General features: G+C 68.8%; 18 protein-coding genes. 3 read left to right on the forward strand and 15 right to left on the reverse strand.

The window, feature by feature from the left end; genetic code table 11:
- Positions 1 to 396: 396 nt before the first annotated feature.
- The 7 genes from panB to EPN98_RS01810 form a co-directional block, all read right to left on the reverse strand.
- Complete coding sequence (gene panB, locus EPN98_RS01780; protein ID WP_293359445.1) at positions 397 to 1,224, reverse strand: 3-methyl-2-oxobutanoate hydroxymethyltransferase; 828 nt, start codon at positions 1,222 to 1,224, stop codon at positions 397 to 399.
- A gap of 1 nt (position 1,225) precedes the next feature.
- A complete protein-coding gene (locus EPN98_RS01785) occupies positions 1,226 to 1,600 on the reverse strand; it encodes a hypothetical protein (protein ID WP_293359448.1) in 375 nt (124 codons plus the stop codon).
- Positions 1,593 to 2,177: a sigma-70 family RNA polymerase sigma factor gene (locus EPN98_RS01790; protein ID WP_293359450.1), complete on the reverse strand. Its 585-nt coding sequence runs from the start codon at positions 2,175 to 2,177 to the stop codon at positions 1,593 to 1,595. Before EPN98_RS01790 ends, EPN98_RS01785 begins: the two co-directional genes overlap by 8 nt.
- Before the next feature lie 24 nt (positions 2,178 to 2,201).
- Positions 2,202 to 2,582 carry a DUF6249 domain-containing protein gene (locus EPN98_RS01795; protein ID WP_293359452.1) on the reverse strand — a complete coding sequence of 127 codons (381 nt, stop codon included), beginning with the start codon at positions 2,580 to 2,582 and terminating at the stop codon, positions 2,202 to 2,204.
- A 96-nt stretch (positions 2,583 to 2,678) separates the two neighbouring features.
- The gene (locus EPN98_RS01800) at positions 2,679 to 2,990 is read right to left on the reverse strand and encodes a hypothetical protein (RefSeq protein ID WP_293359455.1); all 312 of its coding nucleotides are present in this window, start codon (positions 2,988 to 2,990) and stop codon (positions 2,679 to 2,681) included.
- Positions 2,977 to 3,516 (reverse strand): RNA polymerase sigma factor, encoded by a 540-nt coding sequence (locus EPN98_RS01805; RefSeq protein ID WP_293359458.1) that lies wholly within the window; start codon positions 3,514 to 3,516, stop codon positions 2,977 to 2,979. Before EPN98_RS01805 ends, EPN98_RS01800 begins: the two co-directional genes overlap by 14 nt.
- Positions 3,513 to 3,962: a hypothetical protein gene (locus tag EPN98_RS01810; RefSeq protein ID WP_293359460.1), complete on the reverse strand. Its 450-nt coding sequence runs from the start codon at positions 3,960 to 3,962 to the stop codon at positions 3,513 to 3,515. Before EPN98_RS01810 ends, EPN98_RS01805 begins: the two co-directional genes overlap by 4 nt.
- A gap of 151 nt (positions 3,963 to 4,113) precedes the next feature.
- On the opposite strand from EPN98_RS01810, the gene EPN98_RS01815 reads away from it, so the two are divergent.
- Entirely contained in the window at positions 4,114 to 5,199 is a 1,086-nt protein-coding gene (locus EPN98_RS01815; protein WP_293359463.1) for an alkene reductase, read from the forward strand.
- Here the strand turns inward: EPN98_RS01815 and EPN98_RS01820 are convergent.
- The gene (locus EPN98_RS01820; RefSeq protein ID WP_293359466.1) at positions 5,196 to 5,543 is read right to left on the reverse strand and encodes an ArsC family reductase; all 348 of its coding nucleotides are present in this window, start codon (positions 5,541 to 5,543) and stop codon (positions 5,196 to 5,198) included. The two genes, EPN98_RS01815 and EPN98_RS01820, sit on opposite strands and share 4 nt — an antisense overlap.
- Before the next feature lie 12 nt (positions 5,544 to 5,555).
- Here EPN98_RS01820 and EPN98_RS01825 point away from each other — a divergent pair, with 12 nt between their 5' ends.
- Complete coding sequence (locus EPN98_RS01825) at positions 5,556 to 5,810, forward strand: DUF2164 domain-containing protein (protein WP_293359469.1); 255 nt, start codon at positions 5,556 to 5,558, stop codon at positions 5,808 to 5,810.
- A 52-nt stretch (positions 5,811 to 5,862) separates the two neighbouring features.
- On the opposite strand, the gene EPN98_RS01830 is transcribed toward EPN98_RS01825, so the two are convergent.
- The 3 genes from EPN98_RS01830 to clpX form a co-directional block, all read right to left on the reverse strand.
- Complete coding sequence (locus EPN98_RS01830) at positions 5,863 to 6,249, reverse strand: VOC family protein (RefSeq protein ID WP_293359472.1); 387 nt, start codon at positions 6,247 to 6,249, stop codon at positions 5,863 to 5,865.
- Positions 6,250 to 6,255: 6 nt separating this feature from the next.
- A complete protein-coding gene (locus EPN98_RS01835) occupies positions 6,256 to 6,720 on the reverse strand; it encodes a hypothetical protein (RefSeq protein ID WP_293359474.1) in 465 nt (154 codons plus the stop codon).
- 82 nt (positions 6,721 to 6,802) lie between these two features.
- On the reverse strand, positions 6,803 to 8,065 hold the full coding sequence (clpX, locus tag EPN98_RS01840) for an ATP-dependent Clp protease ATP-binding subunit ClpX (protein WP_293359476.1): 1,263 nt from the start codon (positions 8,063 to 8,065) through the stop codon (positions 6,803 to 6,805).
- Positions 8,066 to 8,287: 222 nt separating this feature from the next.
- Here clpX and EPN98_RS01845 point away from each other — a divergent pair, with 222 nt between their 5' ends.
- Positions 8,288 to 8,929, forward strand: coding sequence for an HAD-IB family hydrolase (locus tag EPN98_RS01845; RefSeq protein ID WP_293359479.1), 642 nt, complete (start codon positions 8,288 to 8,290; stop codon positions 8,927 to 8,929).
- 24 nt (positions 8,930 to 8,953) lie between these two features.
- Here EPN98_RS01845 and EPN98_RS01850 read toward each other — a convergent pair whose 3' ends face one another.
- The 4 genes from EPN98_RS01850 to EPN98_RS01865 form a co-directional block, all read right to left on the reverse strand.
- Positions 8,954 to 9,895, reverse strand: coding sequence for a glycosyltransferase (locus EPN98_RS01850; RefSeq protein ID WP_293359482.1), 942 nt, complete (start codon positions 9,893 to 9,895; stop codon positions 8,954 to 8,956).
- 105 nt (positions 9,896 to 10,000) lie between these two features.
- Positions 10,001 to 10,621 carry an ATP-dependent Clp protease proteolytic subunit gene (locus EPN98_RS01855; protein WP_293359485.1) on the reverse strand — a complete coding sequence of 207 codons (621 nt, stop codon included), beginning with the start codon at positions 10,619 to 10,621 and terminating at the stop codon, positions 10,001 to 10,003.
- A 122-nt stretch (positions 10,622 to 10,743) separates the two neighbouring features.
- A complete protein-coding gene (locus EPN98_RS01860; protein ID WP_293359488.1) occupies positions 10,744 to 10,884 on the reverse strand; it encodes a hypothetical protein in 141 nt (46 codons plus the stop codon).
- A gap of 16 nt (positions 10,885 to 10,900) precedes the next feature.
- The gene (locus tag EPN98_RS01865; RefSeq protein ID WP_293359490.1) at positions 10,901 to 11,539 is read right to left on the reverse strand and encodes a DsbA family protein; all 639 of its coding nucleotides are present in this window, start codon (positions 11,537 to 11,539) and stop codon (positions 10,901 to 10,903) included.
- Positions 11,540 to 11,575: the final 36 nt, after the last annotated feature.

The following is an 11,575-nucleotide window of genomic DNA, read 5'->3' on the forward strand; positions in this document are numbered from 1 at the left end:
GAGCCGGGTGTAGGCGCGGGCCAGGTCGGAGAGTTCGGCCACCTCTTCGGTGGCGAGCGCCTTCTGCTGCACGTGGCGGGCGAAGGCGAAGTCCATGCGGGCCGTCTGGGCCAGCAATTGGTCCTCTTCGAAGATGTCGGGCGCGGGCTCGGACATGATCGCGAGTGGAACATGGGGGTACGACAGAAACGGTCGTAGAAGCGCTCTTCGTTCCACTTTTTTGGAACGTCATGGCCGGGCTTGTCCCGGCCACCCAGAAGCGCCGCCGTTTCCGGAGAGGACGCGGCGGTGATGCGGTGCGCCTTGCGGCCAGCGCCTCGTATCTGGGTGGCCGGGACGGGCCCGGCCATGGCGTTCTTGGGGATGGGATGAGGGGGGTTCAGGGCTTCGGGAGCCCTACCCCGCCTTGGCGTAGTAGATCTCGGCGGGGCCCGGGAAGGTGCGATTGCGGACGTCTTCGGCGTAGGCCGCCACCGCCTTTGCGATCTCGCCGCGGATGTCGCCATAGCGCCGGACGAACTTGGGCGTCCAGTCGAACAGGCCCAGCATGTCGTCGGTGACCAGGATCTGACCGTCGCAGCCGGCCGAGGCGCCGATGCCGATGGTGGGCACGGCGATGTCCTGGGTGATCTCGCGGGCCAGGCCCTCGGCCACGCCCTCGACCACCACGGCGAAGGCGCCGGCGTCGGCGGCGGCGCGCGCCTCTTCCAGGATAAGCCGGCGCTCCTCGCCACCCTTGCCCTTGGCCTTGAAGCCGCCCTCAACCATCACCGCCTGGGGCCGCAGGCCCACGTGGCCCATCACCGGGATGCCCCGGCGGACCATGTACTCGATGTTGGCCGCCACCGTGGGACCGGCCTCGACCTTTACGGCGCTGCAGCCGGTTTCCTTCATGACTCGGGCGGCGTTGTCGTAGGCGACCTCGGCCGAGCCTTCGTAGCTGCCGAACGGCAGGTCGACGACGACCATGGCCCGACGCGATCCGCGCATGACCGCCTGGCCGTGCAGGATCATCATGTCCAGCGTGACGCCGACGGTGTTGGGCAGGCCATGGACCACCATGCCGACGCTGTCGCCCACCAGCAGCAGGTCGCAGTGCTCGTCCAGCAGCTCGGCCATCGGGGCGGTGTAGGCGGTGAGGCAGACGATGGGCGTCCCGCTCTTGCGCGCCAGGATATCCGGCGCAGCGACACGACGGACCGGCGCTTCCCGATGGCTCGACAAATTACATTTCCTCGATCAGCCGCGATGCGAAATAGGCCATGGCCGCCAGCGCCAGGGCGACGGCGACCCACACGCCATAGCCGCCCGAAAGGGCCGACACCATGTCGGTCGAGGGGGAAACGCGCGAAAGGCCCTGACCGACCAGCCGGGCCGACTGCTCCGCCGTCTCGACGCGCTCGAACAGGTTGGACATGAACAGCTGGCTGGCGCCGATCACACCGCCGGTCAGGCCCGCGGCACCGATCAGCCAGCGGCGCATGTTCCAGCCGCGGTCCAGCTTGCGCTCGATGCGCTGGGCGAAGGCGGCCGCGTCCGGGAGTTCCGGCGCGTCCATGAAGAGGCGTTCCAGACGCCGCTCGAAATCGAGTTCAGCCATTGCTCCGCCTCCCTTCAGCAGTCGCGCTTTCGGCCGGCGCCAGTCGCGCTCGGAGCTTTTCCAGACCACGTTTGACATGGGATTTGACCGTTCCAAGCGGCAGGTTCAAGGCCTCAGCCGCCTCCCCATGAGAAAGACCCGCGCCGTAGCACATGGACACGCAGAGCCGCTCGGCCGGGCTGAGGACCTTCAGGGCCTCGTCCAGGTCGATGCGGTGGTCGGCGTCCCCGGCCGTGGCGTCGGCCTCGTCATCCGTTCCTTCGACCGCCAGCTCGGCCAGCCGCTTCTCGCGCTGCAGCCGGCGCAGGTATTGCCGCGCCGCGATGCGTTTCACCCACCCCGCGAAGGTCCCCTCCCCGCGGAACTCGGCGATCCGCTCGAACGCCGCCAGGAGGGCGTCCTGGGCGACATCGTCGGCTTCGGCGCCCTGCGCGCCCATGCGGCGCAGCAGACCGCGGATCGCGGAGCCGTGACGACGCACCAGCTCCCCGAAGGCGCGCCGCTCGCCCGCCGCGGCGTGGGCGCAAAGCTCCACGTCGTGCAGACTGGCGTAGGTCGAGATCGTTGCGCCCGACATGGGCATCTTCCCCCGATCGCGCGCTTAGGGCTTCGTCTTGTTGAGCGTGGCCAGGGCGACGAAGGCCAGGCCGATGAAGATCGGGAACGCGGCGATGCCCAGGATCGGGTACAGCGCGTCGGCTTCCTCGAAGCTGACGGCCGCGCCCATGGCGGCCAGACCCACGCCGATGCCCAGCCAGATGATGCCGGTGCGCAGGTCGCGCTGCGGCGACGGCGGCAGGCCGGGCGTGCGCACGTTCGACGACATGGCGTCGATGATCTCGGTGGGCAGGGGCTGGCCCTTTTCGATGGCGACCTTGAGGGTCTCGGCCATCCGCTGCCGTTCCATGCTCTTGAAGTAGCGCGGGACGATCACCAGCGCGGCGATCATCGCGAAGAAGCCCAGGGGGATCAGAATTTCCATCTCGATGCAGTCCTCTCCAGGTGAGCGGTTTTCCGCCCTTTCTGATGGTTAGAGGCGCGGGCGACGCCCGACAGATGCAGACCCGCGCATGAAACCTTAGTCATGATTCCGGAAGCCGCCCGGGACCAGGCGCCCGTCGAGCACGGCCACCGCAGTGACCGCCAGCGTCAGGCAGGCCATCACCGGGACCAGCCCCGCAGAGGTGGTGGTCAGCAGCGGCGAGAGCGCCGGCCAGGCCGCCCACAGCACGAACCCGCCAGCCGCCGCCACGACCGCCAACAAGCCCACATCCGCCACGAAGCGGCGGCGCGCCACCTCGGCCATCACGGCCGTGGAGAACGCGGGGTCGCGAACCGGCGGTTCGTCCTCGGCGAAGAGGGTCTTCAGCCGCGCGTCAGCTTCCGTCATCGGAGCCTCCCAAAACCTGCAGCAGCCGCGTGCGGCCGCGCGTGACATGACTCTTTACCGTACCCAGCGGGAGGCCAAGGGCCTGCGCCGCCTCCGCGTGGCTGAAATCGGCCGCCAGGCACAGGGCCACGCAGGCCCGCTGGTCCGGCGGCAGTTCCGCGAGCGCCGCCTCGAGCGCCAGGCGTTCGTCAGAGAGCGGGCGGGCGGACGCGGGGCGATGGGCCTCGTAGCTGGCCTCGCGGGCGCGGCTGCGCCCGGCGCTGCGCGTCGCGCTCAGGTGCTTGTTGTAGCCGATGCCGCACAGCCAGGCCCGGACGCTGGCCCCGGACTCCAGCTTTCCGATCGCGGACCAGGCCGCCAGGAACGTCTCCTGAGCCAGATCGTCCGCCTGGGCCCAGTTCCCGCAGGTGCGCCGCAGGAAGGCGCGCAACGGCGCCTGATGGCGTTCCACCAGGCGCGCGAAGGCGGCGGTCGAGCCGGCTCTAGCGGCCTCGACCAGCTCGTTATCGAGGCCTTCGGGGCTCATCGGCTCCGGAAGGTCGAGGTGAAGATGGCGGCCACCAGATGCCCCGCAGCGACGCAGGTCATGATGATCGCGACCAGCCGGAACGGCCAGTCGACGCCGGGGATATCGGCGTACTCCGAAGCGAACCAGAAGCCCGCCGCCACTGCGCCGGTGATGATCGCCGTGCGCCAGGCCCAATAGGGCGTGTAGCGCCAGTAGCGGCGGCGCATGCGGCGCGCGGTGCGACGGCCGAGACGGCCATACATGAGGTCGTCTTCGTCATCCTCCTCGTCCTGCAGCGCGCGCAGCAGTTCCGGAGGCGGGTCCTTGCCCTGGTTGGTGTAGCTGCGCAGGAGGTCCAGCCGATCCTGGCTGCGCTTGTAGGACAGCCAGCGGTCCCAGGCCCCGAACACGAAGAAGGCCAGGGGAAACAGCAGCCACCAGTAACTCGAGAAGAAGTCTTCCATCTTGCGTCGCTCCGACCCGGCGGCGGAGCCTTCTCCGACCGCGCATCACCCCCTAGTCGCCGCCGCCCGGGCGATCGGATGCGGCGGCCGACGCACTGGACTGACGCGGCGTCGGGCCGGCCAACGTCGCGCGGTGACGATGGAGCCCCGGATGACCGACCTGTTCGACCCCTGCGAGTTCAACGGCCTCAGGCTGCAGAACCGCATCGCGCTGTCGCCGCTGACCCGGACCCGTTCGAACGACGCCGGCGAGGCGGGAGAGCTGCAGGCGCTGTACTACGCCCAGCGCGCCTCGGCGGGCCTCCTGATCACCGAAGCGACGCCGGTGGCGCCGGGCGGGCGCGGCGGGCCCAACATCCCCGGCCTGTGGAACGACGACCAGATCGCCGGCTGGCGGCAGGTGACCGACGCGGTCCACGCCAAGGGCGGGGTGATCTTCAGCCAGCTCTGGCATGCCGGGCGGCTCAGCCATTCCTCGCTCGGCGGCGGCGAGCCGCCGATCGCACCCTCGGCCTACCGCCAGCCGGGGCAAATCTTCACGCTGTCGGGCCCCCACGACTACGAGGAAGCCCGGGCGCTGCGCCTCGACGAGATGCCGGGGATCGTCGGGATGTTCCGCGCCGCTGCCGTGCGCGCCAAGGCGGCAGGGTTCGACGGCGTCGAGCTGCACGCGGCCCACAGCTACCTGATCGACGCCTTCCTGCGCGACATGACCAACAAGCGCACCGACGCCTACGGCGGCTCCATCGAAAACCGCGCCCGGCTGCTGGTCGAGGTTCTGGAGGCGATCATCGGCGTGTGGGGGCCGGAGCGGACGGCCGTGCGGCTGGCGCCCATCGGCCACGCCTACCAGGCCTGGGACTCAGATCCCGAACCCCTCTTCACCTATGTCGTGGAGCGGCTGAACGACCTGAAGGTGGGCTGGCTCGACATGGTCGAGGGCGACACGGGCATCTCGCGCACGGCCGAGCCCTCGTTCGACCTGCAGAAGCTGCGGCGGCTGTTCAAGGGCGTGACGATCGCCAACAACATGTACGACCGCGACCTGGCCATCGCCGCCCGCGCGGCCGACACCGCCGACATGATCGCCTTCGGCCGCCCGTTCATCGGCAACCCCGACCTGGTCGAGCGCCTGCGCCGCAACGCCCCGCTGCACGTGGCCGACCCCCGCAGCTACTACGGCGGCGGCGCGCGGGGCTACACGGACTTCCCGACGCTGGAGACCGAGGCCGGCTAGTCTGACAGGGCCGCATAGACCTCGGGCTTGAAGCCCACCGTAAGCTTGCCGCCTCGGTCCAGCACCGGGCGTTTGATCATCGAGGGCTGGGCCAGCATCAGGTCAATGGCCTTGGCCGCGTCGATCCCCTGCCTGTCGGCGTCGGGCAACTTCTTGAACGTGGTCCCGGCGCGGTTCAGCAGGACCTCCCAGCCCAGCTGCCGCACCCAGCCTTCCAGGGTGGCGCGGTCGATGCCGGCCTTCTTGTAGTCGTGGAAGTCGTAGGCGACGCCGTGCTGGTCCAGCCAGGTCCAGGCCTTCTTCATCGTGTCGCAGTTCTTGATGCCGTAGAGCACAGCCGCCATCGTGGCCTCCGCATGTCGAAGATCGAACTCCCCAAGGACACCCGCGACGCCCTGGCCGTGGCGCTGTCGCGGTATCTCAAGGACGAGCACGACGTGGAGGTGACGGGATTCGACGCCCACTTCCTCCTCGACTTCATCATCGAGACCATCGGGCCGCACGTCTACAACCAGGGCCTCGCTGACACCCACGCGCTGTTGTCCAAGAAGCTGGACGAGCTGAGCGAGAGCATCTGGCATCTGGAGAAGCGGGCGAAGCTGCGGCGCTAGGAAGAGCGGGCGCCGGCGTCGGGGCGGACTCTGGATCGGCTGACCCGCGTCTTCAGCCCCGCGGCGTCGGGCCCTTCCAGTTGAGCTCGATGGTCACGCCGTTGGGGTCGCGGACGAAGATCTGCCGCACTGAAGTTCCGGGCGTGGCCGTGGCGCGGAACGGCAGGCCGGTCTTCTCGATCCGCGCCAGGGCGTCGTCGTAGTCGGCGATGTCGAAGGCGAAGTGATCCAGCGACGAGCCGGCGCTATCGGCGGCGGGCTTGTCGACCTGAACCAGGTGCACGACGTCCTTGTCGCCCGCGTAGAGCCAGGCGCCCGGGAACGGGAACGGCGGCCGCCAGCCCTCAGCGAGGCCCAGGACGTCGACCAGGAATGCCTTGGTCGCCGCAAGGTCGGCGGTGCGGATGTTGATGTGATCGAGGGCGCGGATGAGGCTCATGTCGCGCTACTTCGGCGTGACGCTGGCGACCGCCAGCCAGACGCCGGGCTTGTAGTGACAGTAGCCGTCGTCCTTGTCGCGAACCTCGGCCGCCACCGTGGCGCAGGCGCCGCCTACCCGGCCGACGACCCTCACCAGCCGGGGCGCCGTCTGAGGCGCGGCATCAAGCTGCGCCTTGGGCAGGTAGAGACCTACACGGCGCTGATCGAGGATCACGATGGAGAGCGCGTCGGTCTGCGCGGCCTCGGCCCGGCTGGGATAGAGGGCGATGTCGCGCCACCACCCCTCCAGGCTGACGCACTTGCCCGCGAACTCGGCGGGGTTGGCCGCGACCTCCGCCGGCTCGGCGGCCTTGGCCGCCTTGGCCGTGCAGCCCCTGGCCAGCGAGGCCGACGGGGCAGGATCGGCGGCCAGGACCGGCTGAGCCATACCCAGGCTCGCGGCGACGGCAACGATCATCAGTCGGCGCATTGGGCCCTCCCCGGCCGATCCATAAACGACAAGGGCCCCGCAGTCGCCTGCGGGGCCCTTCGATTTCCGTTCGCAGAAACGCCTAGGCCGCGCCGCCCTTGTCGCGGCGTTCGGCGTAGATGATCAGCGGCTGGGCGCGGCCCTCGATGACCTCCTGGTTCACCACCACCTCTTCGACGCCGTCGTAGGTGGGCAGCTCGTACATGGTGTCGAGCAGCACGCCCTCCAGGATCGAGCGCAGGCCGCGGGCGCCGGTCTTGCGCTGGATGGCCTTGCGGGCCACCGCGTTCAGCGCGTCGTCGGTGAAGGTGAGGCCCACGTTCTCCATCTCGAAGAGCCGGACGTACTGCTTCACGAAGGCGTTCTTGGGCTCGGTGAGGATCTTCACCAGGGCCTTCTCGTCCAGGTCGTCCAGGGTGGCGATCACCGGCAGACGGCCGATGAACTCGGGGATCAGGCCGAAGCGGAGCAGGTCATCGGGCTCCACCTGACGGAAGATCTCGCCCGTCCGGCGAGCGTCCGGGTCGGAGACCTTGGCGCCGAAGCCCACGGACGTGCCCTGGCCGCGCGCCGAGATGATCTTCTCCAGTCCCGCGAACGCGCCGCCGCAGATGAAGAGGATGTTGGTGGTGTCGACCTGCAGGAACTCCTGCTGCGGATGCTTGCGCCCGCCCTGCGGCGGCACGGAGGCGACGGTGCCTTCCATGATCTTCAGCAGCGCCTGCTGGACGCCCTCGCCCGACACATCGCGAGTGATGGACGGGTTGTCCGACTTGCGGCTGATCTTGTCGACTTCGTCGATGTAGACGATGCCGCGCTGGGCCCGCTCGACATTGTAGTCGGCCGACTGGAGCAGCTTGAGGATGATGTTCTCGACGTCCTCGCCGACATAACCGGCTTCGGTGAGCGTCGTCGCATCGGCGACGGTGAACGGCACGTCGATGATTCGGGCCAGCGTCTGGGCCAGCAGCGTCTTGCCGGTGCCGGTAGGGCCGATCAGCAGGATGTTGGCCTTGCCCAGTTCGACGTCGTTGTTCTTCGTCGCGTGGTTCAGCCGCTTGTAGTGGTTGTGGACCGCAACCGAGAGGACCTTCTTGGCGTGGTCCTGGCCGATCACGTAATCGTCGAGGACCTCGCGGATCTCCTTGGGAGTCGGCACGCCGTCCTTGGACTTCACGAAGGAGATCTTGTGCTCCTCGCGGATGATGTCCATGCACAGTTCCACGCATTCATCGCAGATGAACACGGTCGGACCCGCAATCAGCTTGCGGACTTCGTGCTGGCTCTTGCCGCAGAAAGAGCAATACAGGGTGCTCTTCGAATCTCCGCTGGCGGCCTTGGTCATGGTCTCATCTCACTCTTTCGACGAGGCGGGCCGGTGTTCTGGATCGCCTCGACCCGGGCATGTGGCGCCCTAGCCTTGCAGGATACGCGCCGCGGGTTGTCCAAGTCTTGACATTCCCCGATCCGCGCCGGGATCACAAGCCTTCGCTCACCGGAGCGACAATGTGTGGCGCGGAGCCGGAACCTTGGGCGCCTCGCCTTACCAAATGGGAAACACGCCGAAATGGCACAAGAGCGTGACGTCGACGACACGGACATTCCGGACGGTCCCGAACGGCCCATCGTCGCCTTCGATTTCGATGGCACCCTTACAGTGCGCGACAGCTACACGGCGTTCCTCAAATGGCGGACGCCAGCTGTAAAATGGTGGCTGGGCCTGCTGCGACTGATCCCCGCGAGCGTCCGCTACCTGGTCGACCACGATCGTGGGCGTATCAAGGCGGCGGCCACGAGGATCTACCTGGGCGGCGTGTCGCGCGCCCAGCTGGAGACCGACGCGCGCCGATTCGCCGAACTTTCGCGCAGCCTGCTGCGGCCCGACGCCGTGATCGCCTGGAAGCGGTGGCGCAAGGAGCGGGTGCGGCTGATCATCGTCACCGCGTCGCCCGACATCGTGGTGGCGCCGTTCGCCCGGGGCCTGGGCGCCGACGACCTCCTGGGCACCCAGCTGGCGTTCGACGATCGCGACCGGGTGACCGGAGTCTTCGCCTCTCCCAACTGCCGGGCGGATGAGAAGGTGGCGCGGATTCGCGCGGCCTATGGCGATCTGCGGGTGCGGGCCGCCTATGGCGACACCTCGGGCGACACCGAGATGCTGGCGATGGCCGACGAGCCCTACTATCGCGTGTTCACCGGCCGGCCCTGACGGAGACGCGGCCTTGAAGGCCGCTCAGGGCGGGCCGGCGATCGCGGCCCAGGCCGCCGCAAGGTCCGCCTCGAACGCAGCCCGGCTGAAGGCCGACGCGGTCGCCTGACCCGCCGCCCGCCGGGTCTCGAACGTCTCGCCGGCCCTCAGCTCGTCAATCCGGCGGGCCAGGGTCTCGGCGACATCCAGGTGACCATCGTCATCGAACCAGTCGCCATTCTCCGGCGTGGCGTACTCGCGCCCGCCCCCGCCGTGGAAGCCGACCACCAGGGCGCGGGTCGCCATCGCCTCGAGCGGCGGCAGGCCCAGTCCCTCCAGCAGGCCGGTGGCCAGGAAGATCTCGCTGCCGGCCATGACCCGGGCGACCTCGGCGCGCGGCAGGCCCTTGATCTCGATCCACGGGATCCCGGCGAGATCGGGACGCCGGGACCGCAGCGCGCCGCGGATCAGACGCCACTCCTGTGGGCGTCGATTGGGGATCATGGCGATTCGCAGCTCACGCGGCCCGCCCGCTGCGGCGGCAAAGACCGGATCGAGCGCCGGACGCACCACATGGGCCGGACGGTCCCAGCCCATCTGCATCAACATTCCGGCTGCGAAATGGCTGGGCAGGATCATCGCCTCGGCCCCCCAGCGACGCATGGCGTCCAGATCGGAGAAGGCCATGAAGCTGTAGTACGGGCCCTGGTTGTGAATGAGTTTGCGGGCCGGCGTGGACATCACCGCCTGGGCCCCGGCGCCGAACATCTCGCCCACGACGACGACGTCCTCCGAAGTCAGCCCATCGACCCCGGCCTGCCAGGGCGCGTCATAGCCTGCCGGAAACGTCTCGGGTGGCGTCCCGTCCGTCCGGACGAACAGGAAGCGGGCGTCGTAGCCCCGCACGCGCAGCGCCGCGACGTGATCCAGGTTGACCAGCTGTCCGCCCGTCCGGTGCACGCCCTGGGTGACGTAGAATATCCGCAAGCCCCGACCCCATACTCCCCGGGCCGAACGTGAAACGATCCGGCGCAAACGAAAAGGGCGCCGGCTCTCGCCGACGCCCTGAATTCGCGGATGCGAAACCTGTGACTATTCGTCGTCGCCGTCGCGCTTTTCCCAGACGTGGTCCACCAGGCCCCAGTCGCGGGCCTCGGCGGCGGTCATGAAGTGGTCGCGGTCGAGGGTCTCTTCGACCACTTCGATCGGCTGGCCGGTGTGCTTGGCGTAGATCTCGTTGAGCCGGCGCTTGGTCTTCAGGATGTCCTCGGCGTGGCGACGGATGTCCTGCGCCTTGCCCGAGTAACCGCCCGAGGGCTGGTGAACCATGATGCGGCTGTTCGGCAGGGCGATGCGCTGGCCCTTCTCGCCCGCCATCAACAGGAACGAGCCCATCGAGGCCGCCATGCCCAGGCAGAGCGTGATCACCGGGCTCTTGATGTATTGCATGGTGTCGTAGATCGCGAGGCCCGACGTCACCACGCCGCCCGGCGAGTTGATGTACATCTGGATCTCTTTCTTGGGGTTCTCGGCCTCGAGGTGCAGCAGCTGGGCGCAGATCAGGCTGGCCATGCCGTCTTCGACGGGACCGGCCAGGAAGATGATCCGGTCCTTCAGCAGGCGCGAGAAGATATCGTAGGCGCGCTCGCCACGGCTCGTCTGCTCGACGACCATCGGCACGAGGCCAAGGGCGGTGGTCACGGGATCGCGCATGGGAAGTCCTCTTTCGTGGCGGGCGACAACAGGCCCGCGCTCTCCCTCCCGATATCGCGTGCCCCGCGCCCCGGCGCAAGGCGGCAGGGTGGCGCTCCCGCCAGGAACACCACCCGAACCGATCAGGCGACCACGACGGCGCGGCGGCGCAGAGCCGCCCCGACGCCCGCAAAGCCCAGGATCTGGACCATCGCGCCCATCGCCGTCGCCGATAGAGAGAGCAGCCTCTTCGCGCCGACGGCCTTCGTGTCGGTGACGAGCATATCGTTCGCTGCGAACCTAGGCGGCGATGCCCGATATCCAGTCGCGCAGCACCGCCAGCACCTGCTCGGGCGGGGCATAGCCGCGGGTCACGACGCCGTAGACGCCTTGATCGTTGGGACCGCCCACCAGGGTCGGAAAGCCCGTGACCCCGGCGCGTTGGGACATGGCGTAGTCGCGCCAGGTCTCGCTCTTGGCCTCTTCGGTGGACCAAGCCGCCAGGAACGCTGCGCGGTCCAGCCCGAACTCGGCGGCCAGGTCAGCCAGCACCTCGCCCGAGGTCACGTCGCGGTTCTCGGCGTAGAACGCGCGCTGGGCGGCGGCCAGGTAGCGAAGGGCCAGTTCCTCGCCCTCGCGGCGGACCACGACCACGGCGCGGGCGGCCGGGTCGGTGTCGTAGATGAAGCCCTCGCGCTGGAGGACCGCCGCATCGAACGGCAGGCCCGAGGCCTCGTGGACGTGATACCAGTGCCCGGCGATCTCGGTCTTGGCCTTGTCGGTCATCGGCTTGTCGGTTCCCGGGCGCAGGCCGCCCATCACCACGCGGATCGGCAGAGCGCGGCCGTAGGCCTGACGCACCTGCTCGATGACCGGCGAGAAGCCGTAGCACCACGAGCACATCGGGTCGGCGAAGTAGATGAGGTGGGGTTCGACCATGCACGCCTCCTGCCCGGCCAGCATTGCAGCGGATCG

The organism is Phenylobacterium sp., from assembly GCF_004299445.1.
In the GTDB taxonomy this organism is placed as follows: Bacteria; Pseudomonadota; Alphaproteobacteria; order Caulobacterales; family Caulobacteraceae; genus Phenylobacterium.